We start from the raw sequence: 24431 nt of genomic DNA on the forward strand, positions 1-24431 counted from the left end.
GTCTAACTAAATGCCCTCATCGAATGAATATTCTTCTTCTCATTGCAGCTATTGCTCTATTTACCGCTTGGCTTGCTGGACTTTACACCAAATCAATCGGAAAAGCCTCTGATTTCCAAGCCCAGTCTGCTAAACATACCTCTGTTTTATCCATCGTTTTCCTCGGAAGAAGAGCTTTGAAAAAAGCAATTACTATCTCTCAAGAAGTTTTTGAGAAACTTTTAAGCATGCTGTATCAGTGTGCTATTCAGACTCAACAAGAGAGTCCTCACTATGGCTAAATTTTGTGAGGATCTCTCAGGCGCGGTGCGCTGCACCCAGCCTAGATTTTGTACCACCTCGTCGTGAAGAGTTTGCGACGAAGAATCTCCAGCTTTTGGCACCTATTTAATTTCTCCAAATGCCTCGCCCAAACGTATTGTTCTTCCTGCTTTTAAAGCTTCATGCCAATGGACTTGTGCGCCATTTGCAAACAACAAGACAACAGTTGAGCCTAATTTAAAGTAGCCCATTTCATCGCCTTGAGCCATCATCATTTGTTCTTTATCCTGATTGTATTCAAAATCAATGCGGGCCTTACTCCGTTTGATGTCCCCATGCCAACTGGTTCCTATCGCTCCAACTATAGTTGCGCCAACCATCACCATCACCATAGGACCTACTTTGGTAGAAAAAAAGATTGCCAGTCGAGCATTACGCGCAAATAATTTTGGCACAACCCGAACGGTTGAAGGCTGAACTGAAAATAAAGCCCCCGGAATATAGGTCATCGATACGATTTCAGCATCCATAGGCATATGGACCCGATGATAATCTTTGGGTGATAAATACAACGTAGCAAAACATCCATTAATAAATTGAGATGCCACCTTATTATTGCATGCTAAAAGATCTGCGACAGAATAGTAATGACCTTTTGCCTGAATTAATTGGCCTTGCTCTATAGATCCTAGCTCGCTAACACAACCATCTACAGGCGAGATGATGTCTGCATGGGCCATAGGCCTACATTCCGGTTTCAGATGGCGGATAAAAAAATCATTAAAACAAGAGTATGCGGTGGGATCTTCGATCAGGGCCTCACTCATATTGACCTGATATTTTCTTATAAATCGTTGAATAATATAATTTTTAACTTTGACATTTTTTACATCAGCCAAACAACCCGCAAGAGCTGTAAGACCATGCTGAGGAATCAGGTATTGAGGTAATGTTTTTATTAAATCAAAAGACATGCGAAACTCTCACCGCGTTTTTAAAAAAGGGAATCATAACCTATACTTCCAATGGTCACAAATATAGTGGTGTAGGTTCCTTACTATTGCTAGCATCTCCGTAGGTAAGTTGTAACTGACGATGCGAAGCAGAAATCGTTTCATGATGATATTTCAGATTAGCAAGATAAAACGCTTTATGCTGCTCATTTAAATTAAACTGAGTGACTACTTGATATTTTGGCTCTTGCAGCATCACCGGGTATTTAGAGACTTCCCTTTTAATTGTGTCTAATATTTTGACAAACAAACACTCATTTAATGTTGACGCCTCACCTCCATTCATAAAGATCATGGCCAGTGCTTTCGAATTACAATTTCCTTCTAAATAACTTTCTACTTCCGATCTCCTGGATACACCTATAAGGCTTCCCCATGTTTTCGACTCATATTTTGTTAATGTAGAATTAATTAAGCTTTTAAATGATTTCGTAGTTAGTGTATCTACCCAATCATAAATCGCCTTATACACCATGTTGATGCCTCCATCACTATAAGGATGAGTAAATCGCTTGTTTTCTTTCGCAAAAGATACTACATCGCTCGTGAAATCAGCGATGCCCTTTTCAAAACTCTTCTCCCTGATTGCAAGATCAATACTTGGTATAGGATGCTTTTGTAACATAAGAGGGGTAAGCCCTAGTATAAGCTGGGTGTTCAACGCTCCATTATCTTGGGTTCCTGAACTTAAAATATAAGCCAAGCGATTATCACCACTTTCACTTCCGCTTGTCTTTAAATATTGTCTCACAGGTTCGGCCCTTTGACGGAATGACACCGAAGGCAGCAAAGGAGCATATTTTTTATCTATAATATCGTTGATATAACGCTCTAATTCCTCAGGCTTAATGGTTTTTGCCCAAACAAATAATGAATCACAATATTGTTTTTTCACATCTTCATGCGTAAAAGGTAATACATCTTTTTTAACTGCAAGTAATGCTTTCTCCATAAGCTCATCAGTAGTGGTCAAATGCAATTGGAAATTGACCTGTTCTGCCATCAACTTGAGGCTTGAGGCGATATTATTAAATTCAGCAGCATGAGTTGTTGTATTTGCTAAAGCTTGGCGAATTTTTAAGTTATACGTTTGATGGAGTAAGCTTAGTTTATTTGAAAATTCGAGATTGTCTTCTTCTGAAAGATCCTTTCGTTCCTTTTCATAATAAGCTTTTGTAATAGCACGAAACTCATTAACAAATGCGACCATCGATAATACTGCATCACGCAACTTACTGTCCCTATCAACACTAATCTTCGTTTCAATTGTGTCGGCAGAAAGTAAAGGGAGATTTCCAAATAACTCCCACGCGCTGGTTAACGTCTCATCGGTAGCTTTTTTGCTAACCAGCTCGGAGATTTGTACATATGGTGGATTGGTAGCCTCTTTAAGTAATGCATTCGTTAGTCTGTATGAACTGTAAATCAATTCTTTTATAGTTGGAGTAAATGCATCACGCCAAACTTGGTGATAACGTTTTTGCAATTCGCCAAGATCATATTTAAGTGTCTCTTCTTTGGCATAGGTTGTTTCATTTTCCTTTTTGACCCATTCCTCTACGTTACGATAAAATGAAGGCTTTTGATAAAGAGCCAAATAGGTGGGTGATAATGGTATCCCATAGCCATTGTCAGAACATCCCATATAAAAGGCGACAACTCGATATAAATTATCATAATGTTCCTGATACAAATCCATCATAAAATCAACAAATGACCTTTTGTTCGTCTCTTCATTACAAAAACGAGGATACAGCTCTTCATATTTTGCCCTTAAGCTGGGGTCGGTCTCATCTAAGGAGGCGTAATTTAAAGGCAGATCGCCAAAGAGCTCTGTTAAACGTTTACGTTGTACCTCAGGCTGGAATGTTAATAAAGCTTTTAAAGCTGCGGCGAGCTTTTGTTCTTGCGCCACAGAATTCTGAGCCAAACGTGCAAATTCAACTGGGTCTGCATAGGCTTTTGGTAATAGTTTAAGAGCCTGCTCTTGTACTCCAGGTACGATTACCGGAATAGTTACTTGCCCTGGATGTTGATAAGGTGGCCAGTGATAAGGCATGGACTCCTGAACGTTGGGAAAAGCCTCATAATCATGAACGGTTAGAGTAACATGCTTTTTAGGAACTCCAATCACTGATCTTGGCTCTTTCATATAGATAGTGAACCAATAAAAAAACATATCAAAATCGATATCTCCAGCTAGGCTCAGGTTATGCGGATGCGCATCATCATCATCAAGAAACCATCTGCCAAGCAGAAGCTCCATGATGTTTTTCTCAATAAGTGTTTTCACACTGGGCGCAACTTGTTCCTTTAAGGAGCTATTTATAGGAATGCCTTCTTTAGCGAAATGAAAAGGCTTAAAATCCTCTACACCAATAGATAACGTACCGATTAATTTATCTTGGGTGTGGCCCCTTTTTGATGTGATTTCCAGGATATGACTCTTTACCGATTGAAGTTGCTCTACTGTTAAAGGCAACTCAAGATTAAAGTCTTGTATATCCTTTATTGAAATCGTGTCTTTTTTTATCGAACCATCAGGAGTCTTAACAATATATTTAAGCGAATCTTGTTGATCTAGTTTAATATAAAGTGTGTTGTCTTTTAGTGTATTACTCGATTCACTACTGTCTAACAGTAATTCAATGTCATACTCCTCAAATACCAAACGCTCTTCAGCAGATCTTTTTCCTTGGAATAAACGTTTAAATGATGAAGTGGCTACACTTATTTTGGCTAATAATTCAGGATAGTGATTTTTAGGTTCTAATTTTTTAAAAAAGGCCTTCTTGATAACACCATCTTCTTCAAAACTAACATGAAATGTTTGATGAGAACTATCCGAGATAGCTGTTTTTGTAGAATAAGTGAGTTGGCGATGTCTCAGCGCCCTTTTTGGAATTCCCATATGTTTAATCCATTAAATCACAGTCGTCCTTTAGAATAGTTCATATTAAGCAGAAATATTCAATAAGTTCAAGAATAATTTTCAAACAGATAACAAGGAAACTAAACAGTAAGATTCAAGCGATAACCACATCACTAAAGGAAAGTTTTTCATATGATGTTGTTTAGCTTTTTTTATTATAACTTATCATGGTGCCATTGGCACATAGGCCGCCGCAGTCAGCGATCCGTGAAGTTTTGTATTTCACTCGCACCTTGTATTTTAATCTATTTTTCGCATGCTTCTTACCCATAAAAAAGCTTTTGCTCAAAGATGAGAACTGGTATCGCTACCGCCAATTTTATGCAGAACAGGCAGGATTCTGGGAAAGCATACTGCATCAATAATATATTAAGTTGTCGTCATTAAATGCGCAGGCATGCCATCACAAGAAAATAAGCAAAAGGCATAAAAAAACCGTTTAGAAAAAAATATGATCAAAATATTGGTTAAATAGTGGCTCTCATGGTAAAATACGCGCCTTTTTAAACATATCTTATTGATAATAGGCGATTTTTATGCAATCGAAGCTAGAACAACTTTTCTCTACACCACCAGATCAAAATGATAAATTTCACTCCAATAATTTGAAAAAGATAACCCGTACTTCCGAGTATCTTATTCATTCGCTAGCCACTCTAGGACAGTTATTAACAGAAATGAAACAAGGAGAGGAAACTCCTGTTTTACGCTATCTTGTCTGTTTAAATAAATTAGCCTGGTTTGCCAGAGAGTCACATAGTAATGCTCCTGACGCCCCTGCACATTTCAAAATGACAGGCTCCCCACAAAATCAGGCCTTTTGTAAAACCGCTGGCAATTTGTTTTTTAGTGAAGACTATTCCACTTTAATTAAAATTAATCATAAAAGTGGTGATTTTCGTCCTTCATTTGATTCCATTAAATGGATTCTAGCAATTCTTGTTATTAATGAGACTTGCCTTCCATTCAATTTACCTGAAGTTCTAATTATCGATGAGTTAGATCATAATGGTAAAACAATAGGTACTCACCAATGCTCGATTGCCAGTATTAAAAACTGGTTAACAACTTTTGCGGAAAACATCGCGCTAACGTCAAGTTTAAAAGAGCAAAATGCTGAAACCAAAAGAGTGCGCTACGCACTAGAAAGACCCAGGCGCTTCGCTGTGGGTGATAATGATGATCCACTTATTGAGAATACAAAAGTAAGAAGGCTAAAATTTGCGGAAGATGGAGTACCTGATGAGTCAAACATACCAGCTCTGTTATCCAGTGATTCGCCACAGGCCGCCACAAGATTTCCCGCATTCGGAATTCCGTCGTTACGGTTATTTGCGTCTTCAAAACGGCCAGCTCCTTTATTTCCAGAGCACGAATTAAACCCTCAACAAATTGAGAAGTTAGGTATAGTCGCACCACCACCACTGAAAAAGAGAAAGCCTGAACGTCATAACTTCCTTAACTCATTAGCTCAACCCAGTGAATCCGAAACGGAAGAAAAAAATAGTCCAGCCTTCTCATTCATTTAAAGGGTATTTTTTAAGCGCTTAGCGCTTAAGATACTTCATCCTAAACGAAGATAAGGATCGCCTGGATATGGCATAATTTTTATGAAATAGTGTATTTGCCCTACTCAGGAGATCCATCATCTTAAGCTCCTTAGGATGATTTAGTTTTTCAGGTTCCATTGCAAAAAAGATAAAATGGGGTTCGGCAGTTCTGTTCCAAAAATATTTTTAGACAACGAATGGAGTAATTTTGGGCGAATTTAGGCTGTCATTCCCTAGAACTGTTCAGGTTAGTCGTGGTCTCTTGCAAGAAGAATGCCCTAGCCCGGAGGGAGATAAGTTCTCGGGCTAAGGCTGTAGCAGTTACCGGCTACACTTGTTTAACTCATTTGCAAACATGGAATGAATGACCAAATTCCATTTTCATCTGTTTTCTCTGGCTCTATAAGCTTGAGAATTTCTTTATCAAGAGCGCGTATCTCTTCTCCTGAGCGGGTTTGATTAAAAAACCAAAAATTTCCAGTTTTGTGGTATTTATATCCATTGGCCCCTAAAAAAGAACAGACACTAATCACAATATTAGCCAGGACAATTATGGCTTTATAGATATCTGACTCGATTTTGGGATCGACAATATCAAGAATTTTCTTTTCGGCTGCCTTTAATTTGGAACGTACTTCAACATCAGGATTCATAAGCGCATCATAAGTGATAGTGTATAATTTTTTCCTGTATTCTTTTTCTGCTTTCTTCCATTTGTCAAGCATGGGTCTATATGAGTTAGCCTCGGACAAACGTACATGAATTATTTCGCATTGTGCTTCCACACGCATAATAACGTGTCGAAAACGCTTGGCTTCTTCACTCTCTTCTATTGCCGCTAATTCAACCATTTCATTTTTGCGCTTTAAATCTAAATCTTGCATTTGCCTGACACAAATAAATCGCTCTTCTAAACGTGTAGCTAAAGCCAATTGTCCTGGATCTGTAATTTGAAGTATCTTTTTGCCTAGAGCCGTGACCCCATTTGTTACACCAACATCCAGAACATCTATTAATATCTTTCGAGTGCTCTCCTCAATATGCTCCAACTGCGGTAAAAACAGACGTAAGGCTTGCCCCTTATGATTATTTTCTATCGCTCCATGATAAGATTCAGGTTTTATTACCCCTGATTTCCTTAATAGAAGCAGCGCATTACTCGCAGCTTCCAGCTCATGGACTGATAACGCGCATAAACGCGCATAAACATCATGCAGATTTTTGAACTCTTCCTCAAAATGATAGCGAATTGATTCTTTCAAATGGTCGCGGGGAGCTAACGCAAGTTTCTCCAGACCTTTAATACTGTAAGTTTTTGTTTGATCTATAGCAATCAGGGTCGAAGCCAACAATGGATATTCGTTTGTTGCATCGATTATTTCTTGATATTTATTCGCAGACAAAGATCCTTTTACCCAAAAAATCAAACAAATTCTCTTACAATCTTCATCATGCAGGGAATGAATAAATTTTAATTCCCCTAGTTTTGTAGGATCGTTAAAGAATTTCGGCACATCTACCGTAAGTGCCGACTCTAATGTTACCAAGCGGTCTATCACTTGGTAATATACTTCATTAGATAAAATAAGACGGATTAAATCTTCAGGATAGTTTTGTTGAATTAAAAAGGGGAGCAGCTTGATTTGCGTCTTATCCCACATAAAACCACTGAACTTGTTAATAAACTCCAAATTCCCTAGTAGCTCGCGGTTTTGCTCAAGAATCCCTTGTTCATAAAATATGATGATGATCTTTAATAAACTCTGATTAATCCGCATATTCTTGGTGAACTTAATTTTTAGAATTTCCTTACACAATTGGCTGGATGGTGACAAAAGATCATTGATTACGCCAACAGGTAACGTAAATTTATCAAGTATTTTGGATTGAAGAATCAAATCCAGAGCTGGATTCTCTGCAAATATGGCAGATAAATTAAGTTCACTAAAAGGAATTGAAGTACCAATTGTCGCGGGGTCCTGTCCTCCTTGTAGCTGTCGCATCAACAGCGCAACACGTTGAAGGCGTAAATTAATTCCATTATCTGCATTGACGGCTGTTTGTAATAAAAAATGCGGCAAAGGAGATCGAACCTGATTTAATAACAGCTCAAGAGAGGGCATAGAGGAAACTGTGAGCCCGGAATCAGGCGCTTTAATAAATGGGTGTAAATCAAAACTCGCTGCACAGATAATTTCTCTGTCCTGAGGTAGTGCATGGCCTTTTCTCATTAAGCCGATTACCCATTGTTTGGGGTCATCCTTTCGATACATGACGACGAGGCCACAGTCTTCTCCCGCATCATCAATATAGGCGAAATCCTGACGAATAAAATTAGCATGATAAACCTCTGGGCTTTCATCTTTCTTCTTGAGAGGGTCGATGCCAAATAAATAGACCAAATTACCCGCAGTCATATTGCCCCGCAGATAATGCTTTCCTGATGCTTGTTTTTGCCAAATATTTAAATGTCTTATTGCTTGCGGCATAGAACCCAGGAAATTAATGACTTCCCTAGAAATAACTCTTGTGCCATCTTTTTGTTCTGCAATAGCCCAGTCCTGTCCAAATGCCTGAAACATTTGTTGTGCGTTTCCCTGTACGATATAAGGCATAATTCATTTCTCAACATGACAAATTGAGAGTATTATATCCAATAATTGCTCGAATGGTGATAATTTTTTGCTAAAATTGCATTTTTAGTGGGTAATGAACTATTGATAAATTTACAGGCAAGAAAAAATATGAAATGCAATCTCATAGGAGCGGGTCGATTAGGTAAAAATATCGCTTTAGCCCTATTTAAAGCACAGCGGATCACATCAGTTTCCATTTGCAATCGCAGCTTCGAAAGTACACAAAATGCACATCAAGAGCTGGGTTTTGGGCAGGTAATCGACAAAATGGCTCACTTACCTGCAGCAGAGATAACCTGGATATGTTGTAATGATGACGCCATTGAGAATGTTGTTGACAATTTAGCTCACAGTATCACTTTAAAACCAGGCAGTTTTGTCATTCATAGCAGCGGCGTACTCAGCTCGGCATTACTTGCCCCTTTAAGGAAACAAGGTTGTTTCGTGGCGAGTTTTCATCCTTTAAAAGCGTTTAAAACAAATTACCTGGAACCCACCGCATTTAAGCAAGTCGACTGTATCTTAGAAGGAGATCTGGAAGTATGTGAGTGGTTGAAGCGCTCTTTTACGCAGTTGGGCGCGCATCTAATTACCATTAATCCCGAAGCAAAAGCAGCCTATCATGCTGCAGCCTGCATGGCTTCGAACTATTTAATTACCTTAGCAGCCTGCAGTGAACAATTATTTCTGAACGCCGGCATTAATAGCCAGCAAAGCCGACAGATGATGGTGAATTTAATGCAAGGAAATCTTGATAACTTACTGCAAACTAAACATATCGCAGAAACACTCACAGGGCCACTGGCAAGAGGCGATATTCAAACCATCGCGTTGCATTTGAACTCCATAGATAATCCCGAAACAAAGCGTTTATACCAAACTGCGGCCTTGGCTACATTGCCGATGACACAATTATCTGTAGAACTAAAGCAGAAGATTAGGGATCTTTGTAGTTAGGATATCAAGCAATATAGCCAGAACCCGGAGAGTTATTGGCAGGAAACCCTGGGTTTCGCTTTGCTTCACCCAGGCTACATAAGTTGTTTATATTTGATAGGTACATTAAAAGAGAAAATCATAAATCTTCTCCTCCTGAACTATCCATCCGAAATGTTCGGGCACCAACGGTAGAATCTAATACATCTTTTTGTGATTCTCTTCCTTCGTTTAAAACAGTCTTTGCATAGGAGGTTGAAATCACAGGCCCATTTCTATCGGGAATATATGCAGATTTCGTGTCTCGCCATTTGCCTACTGGAACACTGCTTGCATTTCCAGCATTAGCTTGCTCTTCTTGGCCATATCTAGGATCTTGATCCGCTTCCGGTTTTTTCTGGTTACTCATTTCAATTAATGTAATGTTTCTTTTTTGTAATTCTTCAAATCGAGCTTTTTGAGCGGAATTTTTCGTAGCAAGTCTATAGAGAAAATCACCCAGCAAAACCAGCGCTATTACTCCAGCTGCAACTCCTGCTCCTACGCCAATCGCAATAGCAACTGGAGGAAATGCTGAAACAGCTAGACCAAAGCCAACAACTGCAATACCAAAAGCTCCAGCTTCAATTAATGCACCACCTACTGCTATCCCAAGAATGGCCTTACCTGCAGTCTTAAGTTCACTCAAATAACTTATCTTTTCTACCCCACAAAACTCTCTTAATACATTATCAGTCAACCCTTTATGGCATTGCCATTTCGACGCATTTTTAACATGGGTAGTAACTGTTTCAGCATTATTAGTATCAGAGAAAATACTAGTTCTCGTGCCTAATTTTGCATGGCCGCCCTGATCGATAAAACTAATTACGGCTTGGAACCCTTCAAGGTTTAAAGCCTCATAGAGCGCATCCAAATTCTTGGTTATATCTGCTGTATTCTTACAATAAATACTCGTTTCCAACTCATTTGCTAAATTAATAAGCCTCTCTGCTTCCGTGTCAGAAAGATACCTCTTTAAAAGACTCTCGCGCGCTGAATTATCCAAACTTACAAAATCAAGAATAGAGACACGACCATTGACGGCTTGCGCCCTTTCGTTTGCGCTCTTACAGCCACCAATAGATGCCTTTTCCGCAAATACTGATAAAGCTTGGTAGGTGAACCCATTCTCATGATGGCCAAATGCACCCTCTTTGAATAGGGAAACTATAGCAACCTTTACATTATCTACAATCGCCGCACGATGCTCCTCCCATTGAAACTCAGAACTTGGTGCCGCGTCAGGAACTGTCATACTGCTTTGTAGGTGATTAAGAGTTGTCAAAACCTCAGGCTTTTCTGATTTGAGATAACTATAAAAAGAAGGCCCATAATCAAGGGCAAGAAAGTGATCGTATTCAGCAAACAATGATTCAACGCGCTTTCTATCATTTTTATCCCGAATAATCTCATAAATAGTATGCAAAGAAGCCATTTGCGTCATCAAGGCGGCTTCATTTACAAGCTCCGAATTTTTATCATGAATCGACAGCTCATGGCCCCAACCATTAACGGCGATATTTTGGACTAAACATAAAGGTTTTAGAGGATTGGCTCGATTGTACGCATGCGCCGCTGCCAAAATGTGTTCCGCACTTTGACTTTGCTTATTTTTGCTCTCATCATAAATTCCAGCAGGATTGCCCTTATTTAAGGTGGTATATAGATTGTAAATAAAGGCTTGGGGAAACTGAGATCCCGCTGACCTGCGAACATCTCCACCTAGTTGATATTTATCTTGTAAATAACGGAGTTTTTCAACCGTATCATTCACAATCAGCTCGTTAAAAGCCCATTTTATATTTTCATCCGAATAGAGTGCTTTGGGATATTTTTTGACAAGGAGTTTATTTATTGTTATATATTCTTTACAAATCTGATCTCGTTCTTTTTTAGAGAGCTTATTTTTGGGGTCAAGTTTCGTTATTTCCTTATTTACTAGGGAATCATCTTTGCTTTCGATGTTTTTACCTTGCTTTACTTCCTGTTGCAAAAGCTTTTGCGTGATGGGATGTAGTTGTTTTACCGCCAGTGAAGGAACGCGAACTTGTTGACGATGAGATAAAGGTACTACATCATCTCCTAACAGATGGTGAGAATACATCATGCGATCTGCTAAATGGCTTTCACCCAATTCCTGATGATGCGAGGTATGCTCACTGGCACCGATAAAGCTAATGAACCCTGTTCCTTTATCGATATGAACGAAATCATTGGCGCTGGCAGTGGTTGCTTCTGCTAGATGTTTTGATAAATGCCTGGTGATATTTGCATCAAATTGAATTCCAGTCGCCATAATGACTTCAACACGTATTGTTTTAGCAATATACGGCAATAGCTTGTTTCTGGCCTTATCAAGCTCAGCATTTAAAGTAGTTGCAAATTGCTCCTGATCAAATGGGGCTCTTTTATTAGCCTTGGCATACGCTTTTTTTAATGCGTCCGCTTGCAACTTCATTATGTAAGGATTAAGCCTAGAAAGTGCAGCTTCTATACCTTGTTGAAATTCAGTATCATTATAGTCACGGCCTTCAGCATGAACCGCAGTTTTAAGCATCCGCCCAATTAAATGGGCATGAAAATGGGTTTCCTGGTGTAAACTAATGATGCGGCCTTTGGCTAAGCCCTGATATGCCTGTAAAATTTCTTGAGATTTATTTTGGGGTAACTTTTTCTTTAGTGTAGAATCTAAAGGTGATTTTAGCTGGGATGAGGTTTGTAAATCAAAGCTAACAGAAGTAATCTCCTGAATAGGATGCCCTAAAAGGGCGTGGAATTCTCTTTTAAATGCGTCAACATCATCAAATTCCTGTAATTGTTCGTCTTGATTAATCTCTCGTAGCGCAAGATAATCTTTATATATATTATTCCAATTATCCGCGCTAAGTTGAACATCAATAATAACCCGGCCTTGTGGATCCATTGGAAAATATTCAGGATTCATCTTAGTTTTAGCAGCATATATATCCTTTGCTGCAGTATGCAGCGCTTGCAAATAGATAGCTTGTAATTTCGCACGTATTTCAGGGGTCGGCATAGGGAAAAACCTCTCAGATTTTACTCTTTAATTGAGTATAGCCCCTTTAGCTTAAGAATTTCTTAATTATCTGTATTAATTGGTTCAAAATTATTGGATTTTTTCTTTATTTTTCTTTTCTCATGCCAGGTTTGCAGCATCACAAAAAATGCAGGAACAAAAACTACAGCAAGGCAAGTCGATGCCAACATGCCGCTGCATACAGCAATGCCAATTGAGCGCCGCGCATTGGCGCCAGCACCTGTTGCAAATACTAATGGCATTACCCCGAGAATGAACGCAAAAGAAGTCATCAAAATCGGGCGAAAACGCGTTTTGGCACCAATTGCTGCAGCTTCCATAATCGATTTATTATGAAGCTCATGCTGTTCTCGTGCCACTTCAACGATTAAAATAGCGTTCTTTGCAGCCAAAGCAATGAGCAACAAGACTCCAATTTGGGTGTACATATTATTGGCAAGGCCTAAAGCTGATAAAGCGAATACCGTTCCAATCAAGGCTAATGGCACGCTTAATAAAATCGCCGCCGGGGCAATCCAATCTTCATATTGCCCCGCCAAAATCAGATACACCAAAACCAGTGACAAAATAAAAATATAATAACTCATATTTCCGGCAATTTTTTCCTGATAAGCGGTACTCGTCCATTCATAAGAGACGCCTGCAGGTAATACTTGTTTGGCTAATCGCTCCATAACTTGCATGGCTTGACCGGAGCTGTACCCTGGCGCTGCAGCACCATAAATATTACTGGAAGGGTATAAATTATAAAGAGAAATAATGGACGGCCCAACAGTAGGTGACATATCAGTCAGCGTTCCCAATGGCACCATTTCACCGGACTTATTTCGTACATAATAATTACGCACATCGCCAATCGTCATGCGCGAGTCTGCGTCCGCCTGCACATAAACCTGGAAAACCTGTCCGAATTTTGAAAATAAATTCACATAAGATGATCCAAGATAGGTTTGTAATGTATCGGAGGCATCACCCACCGCAACGCCCAAAGCTTCCGCTTTGACCCGATTGATTGGGGCCGCAAGCTGAGGCACTGAAGCACGAAAGGAAGTCATTAGCCGTTGTAATTCAGGTTGCTGACTTGCATAACGAATCAACTGATCTGTAGCTGTTTGTAATTTTTGATAATCAAAGGAACCGTCTTGCAATTCAACTTGCATTTGAAAGCCGCCCGCCGTGCCCAAACCTTGAATTGGTGGGGGAATCATAACCAGGATTTTAGCGCCCAAGGTTTTTTGGGCAATTGCATTAAGCGCTTTGTACATCGCCAGCAAATCCTCTTTTTTACCCCGCTCACTCCAATCTTTAAACATAATATAAAGAACCCCGCCATTGGCAAGACTCGCGCTGTTATCTAAAAGCGAGATCCCGTCAATGGTGATCACATTAGCTATTCCATCAATTTTAGATACCTGGTCACTTAAATCGCGCAACAAAGCTTCCGTACGCCCCAAACTAGAACCATCTGGCAGTTGCACGTTCATCATCGCATAGCCCTGATCTTCGATTGGAATAAACCCGGTTGGGATACGGCTGAGGCCTATAATCGCCAAAATCACCAGTGTAAGGCCAACAAGACAAACCGATTTATTATTATGAACCAGCCTGTCAATGAACCTGAGATAGGTATCTTCTATAGGATAGTAATATTTATCAAATAAACGGAAAACAAGGTTCTTCTTTTTCTGAGGGTCTATCGGCTTGAGCCACAAAGCACATTGAGTGGGCTTTAGGGTCATCGCATTAATCGCGCTAATAAACGCGGTTGCGGCAATAACCAATGCAAACTGGGCATACATCGCGCCAGTTAAGCCAGGCATAAAACCTGCAGGAACAAATACGGCCATTAATACAAGCGTAATACCAATAATGGGGCCCATTAATTCCGTCATGGCATTAATTGCCGATTGTTTGGGTGGCGTGCCTTTTTCAATATGTTGGGTTACCCCCTCAACAATTACAATGGCGTCGTCCACCACGATCCCGATTGCTAAAACAAGGGCAAATAATGTCAGTAAGTTAATGGAATAGCCTAATGCCAGCATGGCAAAGAACGCACCGATGATGGTTACCGGTACCGTAGTTGTAGGCACCAAAGTGGCACGAGCGTTTTGTAAAAAGAGCAAAATAACAATCAGAACCAAAATACCCGCTTCGAATAAAGTTTTATATACTTCGTCTACTGATGCCTTCACGAAAACGGTTGTATCGAAAGGAATTGAATACTCCATTCCAGGCGGAAATTGCTTTGCCATTTTCTCAACTGCTTTACGTACTTCGGTTGCGACTTGCAGCGCATTGGCCCCGGGGAGCTGATAAATACCAATAGCAGCCGCCGGTTTGTTATTCAGTTTCGCGACCTGGTTGTAACTATTAGAGCCCAGTTCCACACGACCTACATCACGAATACGTACAATTTGCGCACTACTACTTTGATTGGCCGTTTGATTGGGCTTTTGAGCTACTGTTTTCACAATGATATTGGCAAATTGATCGACATCAGCAAGTTGTCCTGGAACGTTCACCGTAAATTGGTACGCTGCTTTGCCATCGGTTGGCGGTGCTCCAACTTGTCCAGAAGAAACTTCCTGGTTTTGGCGGCTAATGGCTTGTAGCACATCGCTTGGATTAAGTGAATAAGCCAACATTTTTTTAGGATCCAGCCAAACACGCATCGCATAAGTCCCGGTTCCAAAAATAAGCACGTTTCCGACACCAGGTAAGCGTGACAACTCATCTTGCATATTAATTGCAGCATAATTATCAAGAAACAGCCCATCGTATTCATTATTTTTGGATGTTAGGGTAATAAATTGCAAAATGGCCGTAGATTTTTGCTGGACCATAACACCCTGTTTTTGCACTGAATCGGGTAACTGTGCCATTGCTGATTGTACCCGGTTTTGTACCAATACTTGTGCAAAATTGAGATCCGTCCCGATGGCAAAAGTAACAATCAGCGTATAAGTACCATTATTGGTGCTGGTGGATTGCATATACAGCATGTTCTCCACCCCATTCACTTGCTGCTCAATAGGCAAAGCTACGGTTTTAATAAGTGTTTTGGCATCCGCACCTGGATAGGTAGTGGTTACCTGAATGGTTGGGGGAACAATTGCAGGATATTGAGTTACAGGTAAAACAAATACAGCTACCGCTCCCAATAGCACGATGAGAAGCGCAATAACGTTTGCCAATATAGGCCGCTCAATAAAAAATTTAGAAATCATTCTGCCATTTTCTCACATGTTGTAACAATTATCTGAACAATGCTCGCCTGTCATCGCTACAGAATTTACGAAGAATCTCCAAGTTCGAAGCTAAAAATGATTTTAATGAGGAAGTAGATAAACTAAATGACCGAATTAAAAACATTTTTTTACAACGAGACTGGCGGTTTTCGTAAGTCCTGATCTAAATTAATGCTTGGCTTCCCCATTACTCTTTGTTTGTGTGTCCTTGTCCCGTGGCGCAACTTTATTGCCAGGAGTCGCATTCTGCAGGCCATCAATAATTACGTCATCTTGTGCAGTAAGTCCTGTAGTCACCGCACGCATTCCATTCTCTACACTGCCCAATGTTACCCGTTTTGTTACCACAATATTGTTGTTATCCACAGTCAACACATAAGAGCCGATTTGGTCATACAGGATTGCTGTATCAGGCACAGTTAATTGGTTTTTAGGTCTGGAGATTGCAACTCGCACTTGCACAAAAAGGCCAGGCACAAAAATATACTCTTTATTGTGCAAAATAGCGCGAAGCTCCATAGTCCCTGTTGATGCATTAAGACCGGTATTAACAAAATCCAGCGTTGCTTTATACTTGGTCTCAGGATCATTTTGTAAGCTTACTTCAACAGGTATTTTATTAATATCTTCCGGTTTAAACCCACGTGCACGAGCTGCCGCGCGTAATTTGATTAAATCAATCTCATTCAGATTAAAGTATACATAGATTGGATCTATCTGCTCGATGGTAGCTAAATTAGTGGCCTCCCCATGCCCCACAAGATTTCCTACATCCACCAAATGCCGACCAATGCGGCCATCAAATGGAGCAGAAATATGGGTATAACTGTAATCAATTGCCGCATTTATTTCTTCTGCTTCTGATTTATCCAGTTGTGCCGCAATCTCCAGGGTTTTCGCGTACCATTTTTCGACTTCATTTAGGGAGGTGGCATGCTCTTTATACATGCGCTGTTGGCGTGCATATTCTGATTTGTTATAAATAAGTGATGCTTTTGCTGCAGCAACAGTCGCCTTGGCAGCCCTAAGTTTTTCAAAATAAGGCTCAGGCTGAATTACAAAGAGCTCTTTTCCTTTTTTAATAAAAGTGCCATCAACAAACTCAATTGAATCAAGATAACCCTCAACACGAGCCACCAGGTTAACTGCTTTATACGCTACGGTATTCCCCGTTTGCGTCACATATTCAGCCATTTCCTTGATTATTGGTTTTTGCACAACGACCGCAGGCACCGGGATGGTTGGCGCATTACTTTTGCCAAAAAAATGTAACATCAGATAGATAAGAAATAAAATAGCAACAGCTATCCCTGCAATTTTGACTGATTTTGAATCTCGATTAAAGTTCATACCCAATACCATTTTATTTAATTGTTCCAAAATGTTCCTTCTCTCTAAGGGTAAAAGCGACACACTATGCCGAATCGCTTCCATTAAGTTATGAAATTTTGTCATTCCCGCGAAGGCGGAAATCTATTCTTAAAGCGGCAATAAGCCACTCTAGAAGTGGGTTCCCACCTTTATGGGAACGACAGGTTTTTTCTTAACTAATGCGGCGAGAGGAGATTTCCTGTTCTCTACAATTAGGTAAACCCCACTACCATTTAGAACGCCTCTACCACTTAGGTAAATAAAGTTCTTTTATTTCTTCTTCCTTCGTTCGAGGTACTTCATGATTTTGCTGGTTTAGTAAAGTACCCCAGTTCGTACGTGCTGCCATTTCTGCTTTTATTTGTTGTGGCACCACATCATTTGTACCACGAATTTCCCAACCACCACCAAGCGCACGATACAGAGAGACTAATGCCAGAGGAATATTCGCTTGTGCATTAACAAGTGACGTCTGTACGCTTAATTGTTGTTGCTCAGCATTCAATACCGGTGTGAAATCAACTTCCCCGTTAACATAACGTATTATTGCTAGTTTCAATGTTTTAATTGCAGCGTTATTTGCCTTGGTTAAAGCACGCTCTGCCTTTTTTGCCTCGATATAGGCTGTAATACTATTTTGAACTTCTTGCTGCGCTTTAAGCACTAAATTGACGTAGCTTAATAAAGACTGTTGGAATGCAGCATCTTGCGCTCGTACCGCGTTGGTAATTTGCCCATAGTTAAGTATTGGCCAAGTCAGCGCAGGGCCTGCGGTTATGGAGCGGTTTGACCATTGGAATATATCCGAAAGCGAATTTTGACCAATATTATTTGAAGAAAAAACAAATGTTCCATTTAATGCTAAAGAGGGGAAAAGATTGGCTTTTGTTGCGCCTATTTTAGCGGATTGTGCCATCGCGTCCAAACGCGCTTGATGAATATCCGGTCGTCGAGCCAAGACTTCTCGGGGAATGCCAACAGCTACAGTTGAAGGTGCGTTGGGAATCCCTCTGCTTTTCCTCAACTCCCCATCAACACCGTTAGGCACCGTACCTAATAAAAGAGCCAATGCATTTTTTTGCTGCTCTAAATTGGTCACCAAGGGAGGCAAAGAGGCTTCTGTTTGTGAAAGCTCTGTCTGGGCTTGCTCGACATCAATGAGATTCGTTTGGCCCGCATTATATCGAGCGCGGGCTATCTTTAATCCTTCTCTTTGCACGACGATGTTCGCTTTCGTTACCTTGATTTGTTTCTCATAAGTACGAATTTGGATGTACGTACTGGCAATATCTGCGGTAAGAGTGACTAAGGCATTATCATATGCAGCAAGAGAAGATAAAAATGTAGCATCATTGGCCTGAATTGCTCTTCGATATTTACCCCAAAAATCAATTTCCCAATTCGCAGAAAAACCCAATGATAACGTTTCAAAGGATGAAGGCAAAAGTGTCTGCAGCTCGCCACCACCAATCTCATAATAGGTGAAATTACCAATGGCCGCCTGTTGTTGCGGATACAGCTGACCTACCGATTGGGCCAATAGTGCCCGGGTTTGTAAAACCCTTACCCCGGCACTCTGGAGCGTCAAATTGTTATGATACCCTTGATAAATTAATGAGGTTAGTACGGGGTCATGAAAAACCTGCCACCATTTTGTCGTTTTAAATGGTGCTTCTTTTACCGTTGCATCCTTCTTCGGCCAATGGGCAGCAATAGGTTTTATCGGCTCTTTATAATTAGGACCAACCATAAAACAGGAGCTCAATAACAGGCAGGCAACAAAGGTAAAAATTTTTAACATGGGTGCTAAGACTTCCCTATCTAAACTATTTTCCATTATTGGAAATCACATTAGCTTATTGCTTCAAGCACTTTATCACTACTATGAATTATTTAACAGATCATTAGCGTAAATCCCATCGATTAAACGATGGAATCACCATTATTTGCCTGGATGCAGCGCAGTAGAACCTGAGAATTCACTACCCGGTTTCTGCGATGACTTCACCCCAGGCTACAATCTAATTTATAGATTATTCTGGGGTATTAACTTGCAATTGGGTCACATTTTGCAAGCCACGTGGCAATCGATTACCTCGTCGTCCGCGCTCTCCTTTATAATGCTCCAGATCGGCACCTTTCAAGGTAAAATGACGTTTACCCGCATGCACTGTGAGGGAATCATCTGCGGAAAGCACTTGCAAGTCAATCACATACTCTTCACGTGATGCGGCTTTCGCAGCAGGAATACTGATTAATTTATTTCCCTTTCCACGAGATAACTCAGGTACTTCTTTCGCGGAAAAAATAAGTAATCGGCCAGCACTTGTTGCACACGCAACAAACAACTCCTCATGTTTAGGAAGTACGCGCGGTGATAAAATTTGGCTGGATTCAGGCAACTTGATACAGGCCTTGCCGTTGCGATTTTTTACGTAAAGATCATCAATCTTAGCGATAAAACCATATCCCGCATCACATGCCAATAACACCAACTGCTCCGCTTCGCCGCCAACTACCGCTTCAAAGAGTGCTCCTTCAGCCGGATTAAGCTTCCCAGTCAAGGGTTCACCCTGTCCTCGAGCTGATGGCAAAACATGCCCCGGCAAAGAATAAACTTTGCCCTCGCTATCGAAAAAGAGGACTTGTTGATTTGAACGTGCCATGGCCTGAGCCTTAAATTCATCACCAGCTTTATAGCTCAACTCGCTTCCGATTACATCATAACCTTTAGCGGCTCTCACCCAGCCTTTTTTAGAGAGCACTACCGTAATTGGCTCATTAGGTAAAATATCCTCTTCTTTTAATGCTTGTGATTCTTGTCGCACAATAATTGGTGAACGACGTGCATCGCCAAACTCATCCCTGTCTCTAATAATTTCTTCTTTAATCAAAGTTTTTAATCGTTGCTCTGAGGCTAAAATATTTTGCAGGTTATCTCGCTCAGCACAAAGCTCATCCAGTTCGCCACGTATCTTTATCTCTTCCAGTTTCGCTAAATGACGCAATTTCATTTCTAAAATGGCTTCTGCCTGGCGATCACTGAGGTTAAAACGAGCCATTAATCCCTGCTTGGGCTGCTCATGTTCACGAATGATGGCGATGACTTCATCGATGTTCAGATAAGCTATCAGTAAGCCTTCAAGAACATGAATACGATCGAGCACTTTTGCCAAACGATATTCCAATCGTCGCTTCACTACTGTTAATCGATAAGACAACCATTCGGTCAGAATATCCAGCAAATTTTTTACTCTTGGTCTGCCATCGAGCCCTATCATATTAAAATTAACTCGATAACTACGTTCCAAATCTGTGGTTGCAAATAAATGTGACATCAATCCTTCGGCATCGACTCGGTTTGAACGTGGAATAATAACCAGTCGCGTAGGATGTTCATGATCGGATTCATCACGTAAATCCTCCACCATAGGAAGTTTTTTCTGCTGCATCTGTAACGCGATTTGCTCTATTACCTTGGCACCAGAAACCTGATAGGGCAAAGCCGTGATGACTATATTTTGTTTTTCCTGACTATAAACAGCACGCATTTTAATTGAACCATTACCTGTCGCATACATACTCGCTATGGCTTGTGGCGGAGTAATGATTTCTGCTTCGGTCGGAAAATCAGGGCCTTTGATATATTGGGTCATTGCGGTTAAATCTGCGTGCGGATTATCCAATAAATGAACACAAGCATTAGCCACCTCGGTCAAATTATGGGGCAAAATATCTGAAGCCATACCCACAGCAATACCTGTTGCACCATTTAATAAGATATTCGGCAAGCGTGCTGGTAATAATGCCGGTTCTTGTAGCGTTCCATCAAAATTGTCAACCCAATCTACCGTACCTTGTAATAACTCTGAAAGTAAAACTTCCGCATAAGGCGATAACCGAGCTTCCGTATAACGCATTGCGGCAAAGGATTTAGGATCATCAGGAGAACCCCAGTTTCCTTGGCCATCGACAAAGGGATAACGGTACGAAAATGGCTGCGCCATTAATACCATGGCTTCATAACAGGCACTGTCACCATGTGGATGGAATTTACCCAATACATCCCCAACGGTACGTGCTGATTTTTTGTATTTGGCGGTTGCTTTCAAACCCAGTTCAGACATTGCATAAATAATGCGTCGCTGAACAGGTTTTAATCCATCTGCAATATGTGGTAAGGCTCTGTCCAAAATGACATACATTGAATAATCAAGATAAGCCTTTTCGGTAAATTCAGTTAATGGTTTTCGTTCTGTTACTTGATTCATTGCTTCTTTATTCATGAGTTTTATATCGTTATTTAACCACTAGGATACTTTGTTGCAAAGTATTTTCAACAAATTGGATGTTCTGGTAGATAGATAAACTACCTATACATTGTGAATAACTTTGTATATTTTTCTAATCAACGCAGTATAATAAATTTAACCAATTGATAATTAATTATTTTTTAAAATCTTTGGTTTTTTAAATATCTGATCACCTGTGGATAACCTTGTGTATTATCATAGCATATTTCGAATAAGTTGTTGTAAATAACACAAAAATTCATTTTAGACCCATACCCATGCCTCATTTTCGTTCCCATCCACAGCAAACAAAATAAATAATATATAATTGTATTAATATGCATCCTAATAAAGGACTACGGAGTTCAACTAATGGATGAAAAGACGAGTTCAAGCCGTTCCCTAGATACTTACAGTAATTCTCGCCTAAGTAAGTACATTCTTTACGTAATTTCCATACCGGCGTTTATTATGGTACTCATTATCAGCATTTATTCATACAAACAGGTTCGAGATCTTGTAGAGTCTAATAAATGGGTGACCCGTAGTTATCAAGTAACTCAAGCTACAGACAAAGTACTTTACACTGTAGTTGATATTGAATCGCATCAACGGGGCTATCTTATTACCAACGATAATCTGTACCTTGAATACATCAAAACCGTGACAAAAGAACTATCTGAACAAATCAACGACCTGCTGCAATTAACCATAGATAATCCTCAGCAACATGAACGTGTTACCCACTTTATTGATTTAGTGAATCAGAGACTGAAAATAATAAATGAAGTAATTCAATTCAAAATGCACAATAGCTTAAGTTCCCAGGAAGCCCTGATCTTAGTTCATAAAGGACAAGAAATATCAGATCAAGTAAGAGGCCTTGGCGACGAAATCAATGCAGTTGAAATGGTATTGTTGAATGAGCGAAATCAAATTGTAGTAAGCAACGCTCATAAATCTAGTTTGATAATCATCATAGGCAGCATTGTGAGCCTGACTGGCTTAATTGCAGCTTTTCTATTAGGAAATTATGAGTTGGCAAGCAGTCTAAAAGCTGAGCGGCGTAGAATAAATATTGAAATACAATTACAAAGCATTCTCGAAAGTGCAAGTGATATGATTGCTGCTGTAAATAGTGAATGTCGATTTATAATCTTTAATGAAGCATACCATCGTGAGTTTCGCCGCATATTCACCAAATCAATTACCATAGGAATGCCGCTTGAAGAAGCATTTGCTGATGTAACCGGTTCAAATAGACCCTATATGGAATTATGGGAAAAATCTCTAAACGGTGAGGAATTTGTAAATAACGTCGAATTGGAGATCAATAAGGAACGAAATGTCTATGAGGTCAGCTCAAGCCTCATTATCAATATAAATAATGAAGTAAAAGGAGCGGTACATATTGTTCGTAATATTACTAAATTGGTGAAAGAGCAAGACGAGCTAAAGGATTTAAATACAAACCTTAATAAGGGCCTGCAAGCATTAAAAGATAAAAATAAGCAAATTACACTGCTTGTTGAAATGAGCGACATATTACTTGCTTGTGGAACACTCGAAGAATTAAATAATGTAGTTACCAAATATTGTCAACGCGCGCTTAATTTTGCAAATGGTTATTTATATGTGCTGCATCCGTCAAAAAATTATTTTGAAAGTGTAGCCTCCTGGGGTGATCCCACCCCACAAGAAGCCAGTTTCACGCCTGAACACTGTTGGGCCATTCGCCTAGGTCATATTCATACAATAAGCCCTTCGCATCATGATTTAATTTGTGATCATATTAAAATTGCTGATAAACAAACGACAGCGTCTCATTGTGTACCTCTAATGGCGCAAAATGATATTTATGGATTGTTATTTCTTGAGATGAACCAAGAAGACACTACATTGTATTCTGATGATCATCTACTCTTGATCACTGCATTCTCGGAATTAATCGCTTTGGCCTATGCTAATGTACGTCTAAGGGAAAATCTGCGCTACCAATCAATCCGAGATCCATTAACCGGTTTGTATAATCGTCGTTATTTAGAAGACTTTCTATTTAAACAACTTCATCAAGCAGAACGTGCAAAACTCCCTCTTTCAATTTTGATGCTAGATTTGGACCATTTTAAACGGATTAATGATACTTTTGGGCACGATGCTGGAGACGTTGTTTTGAAAGAAGTAGGCAAAGTATTGCAGGATGATATACGCATTGAAGATATGGCATCGAGATACGGCGGGGAAGAATTTGTCATCGTATTCTTCAATGCAGATCCAAAATCTATTAAAGAGCGTGCCGATAGCATCAGGAATTCGGTATCCATGTTAAAAATAAGATATGGCGCCCAACAGGTTGGCCCCATAACCATTTCGATTGGAATTTCTTCCTACCCGGAGCATGGTCACACCCTGGTTGAACTCATTGAAGCAGCCGATAAGGCACTATATTTCGCAAAAAATAATGGACGAAATCAGGTCGTTTTATATTCTGATATCCAAACTGTTAAAGAGAGTTCCAGCATCAAAAGTGACAAAACCAAATAACGATATTTATTAAAATCTTCGGTTAATTTCACCAGTTATATTTACAGCGATTTAAAAAATCGCCTCCCTCTTGCACAAAAAGGGAGGGGAACATTAAAGATTGGAGTTGATACTATTTAATTGACTTTCTAACTTTTTGAATAGCGCGAATTTGTGCAACAGCTCGAGCTAGTTCGGCAGCAGCAACAGAATAATCCATTTCACCGCCTTTACTCGCCATTGCCGCCTCAGCTTGAGCTTTAGCAGCCAGAACAGCGGCTTCATCAAGATGCTCAGCTCGTTCAACCACATCTGCAAGAATAGTCACACAGTTAGGTTGTATTTCCAGCATTCCACCTTGAACATAGTAAATTTCTTGGTGGCCACCAGACAAAGTAATTCTCACTTCGCCTGGCTTTAGAATTGTAAGCAAAGGTGCATGACCGGCTGTAATACCTATTTCGCCTAATTCTCCTGTAGCCACTACCATTTCTACTAAACCAGAGAATATTTCATGTTCAGCACTAACAATATCTAAGTGCGTTGTTCTAGTCATATTTGCCTAC

13 protein-coding genes are annotated in these 24431 nt (G+C 40.0%); 4 read left to right on the forward strand and 9 right to left on the reverse strand.

The features are described from left to right. Window positions 1-281 (forward strand): hypothetical protein (locus tag ELY20_RS07775; RefSeq protein WP_233590523.1); only part of this gene is annotated, 281 nt, incomplete at its 5' end. A gap of 102 nt (window positions 282-383) precedes the next feature. On the opposite strand, the gene asd is transcribed toward ELY20_RS07775, so the two are convergent. Then, on the reverse strand, window positions 384-1235 hold the full coding sequence (gene asd / locus ELY20_RS07780; protein ID WP_110142562.1) for an archaetidylserine decarboxylase: 852 nt from the start codon (window positions 1233-1235) through the stop codon (window positions 384-386). A gap of 55 nt (window positions 1236-1290) precedes the next feature. Further along, window positions 1291-4185, reverse strand: a complete 2895-nt coding sequence (locus tag ELY20_RS07785; RefSeq protein WP_110142561.1) for a hypothetical protein — start codon at window positions 4183-4185, stop codon at window positions 1291-1293. Between the two features lie 557 nt (window positions 4186-4742). Between ELY20_RS07785 and ELY20_RS07790 the strand changes: the two genes are divergently transcribed. Further along, window positions 4743-5735, forward strand: coding sequence for a hypothetical protein (locus ELY20_RS07790; RefSeq protein ID WP_110142560.1), 993 nt, complete (start codon window positions 4743-4745; stop codon window positions 5733-5735). 359 nt (window positions 5736-6094) lie between these two features. Here the strand turns inward: ELY20_RS07790 and ELY20_RS07795 are convergent, their stop codons facing one another. After that, complete coding sequence (locus tag ELY20_RS07795; protein ID WP_110142559.1) at window positions 6095-8371, reverse strand: hypothetical protein; 2277 nt, start codon at window positions 8369-8371, stop codon at window positions 6095-6097. Between the two features lie 129 nt (window positions 8372-8500). Here ELY20_RS07795 and ELY20_RS07800 point away from each other — a divergent pair, with 129 nt between their 5' ends. Beyond that, window positions 8501-9349 (forward strand): Rossmann-like and DUF2520 domain-containing protein, encoded by an 849-nt coding sequence (locus ELY20_RS07800; protein WP_110142558.1) that lies wholly within the window; start codon window positions 8501-8503, stop codon window positions 9347-9349. Window positions 9350-9467: 118 nt separating this feature from the next. Here the strand turns inward: ELY20_RS07800 and ELY20_RS07805 are convergent, their stop codons facing one another. From ELY20_RS07805 to parC, 5 genes are all read right to left on the reverse strand, one after another. Continuing rightward, window positions 9468-12407, reverse strand: coding sequence for a hypothetical protein (locus tag ELY20_RS07805; protein WP_110142557.1), 2940 nt, complete (start codon window positions 12405-12407; stop codon window positions 9468-9470). Between the two features lie 62 nt (window positions 12408-12469). Then, window positions 12470-15658, reverse strand: a complete 3189-nt coding sequence (locus tag ELY20_RS07810) for an efflux RND transporter permease subunit (RefSeq protein ID WP_110142556.1) — start codon at window positions 15656-15658, stop codon at window positions 12470-12472. A gap of 189 nt (window positions 15659-15847) precedes the next feature. Then, window positions 15848-17029, reverse strand: a complete 1182-nt coding sequence (locus ELY20_RS07815; protein ID WP_233590524.1) for an efflux RND transporter periplasmic adaptor subunit — start codon at window positions 17027-17029, stop codon at window positions 15848-15850. A 265-nt stretch (window positions 17030-17294) separates the two neighbouring features. Next, window positions 17295-18851, reverse strand: a complete 1557-nt coding sequence (locus tag ELY20_RS07820; RefSeq protein WP_110142565.1) for an efflux transporter outer membrane subunit — start codon at window positions 18849-18851, stop codon at window positions 17295-17297. 232 nt (window positions 18852-19083) lie between these two features. Then, on the reverse strand, window positions 19084-21336 hold the full coding sequence (gene parC / locus ELY20_RS07825) for a DNA topoisomerase IV subunit A (protein ID WP_110142555.1): 2253 nt from the start codon (window positions 21334-21336) through the stop codon (window positions 19084-19086). A 378-nt stretch (window positions 21337-21714) separates the two neighbouring features. Here parC and ELY20_RS07830 point away from each other — a divergent pair, with 378 nt between their 5' ends. After that, window positions 21715-23886 carry a diguanylate cyclase gene (locus ELY20_RS07830; protein ID WP_110142554.1) on the forward strand — a complete coding sequence of 724 codons (2172 nt, stop codon included), beginning with the start codon at window positions 21715-21717 and terminating at the stop codon, window positions 23884-23886. A 112-nt stretch (window positions 23887-23998) separates the two neighbouring features. Here the strand turns inward: ELY20_RS07830 and ELY20_RS07835 are convergent, their stop codons facing one another. Beyond that, entirely contained in the window at window positions 23999-24421 is a 423-nt protein-coding gene (locus ELY20_RS07835; RefSeq protein WP_110142553.1) for a F0F1 ATP synthase subunit epsilon, read from the reverse strand. Window positions 24422-24431 lie beyond the last annotated feature (10 nt).

Source organism: Legionella qingyii (genome assembly GCF_003990155.1).
GTDB classification, from domain to species: Bacteria; Pseudomonadota; Gammaproteobacteria; order Legionellales; family Legionellaceae; genus Legionella; species Legionella qingyii.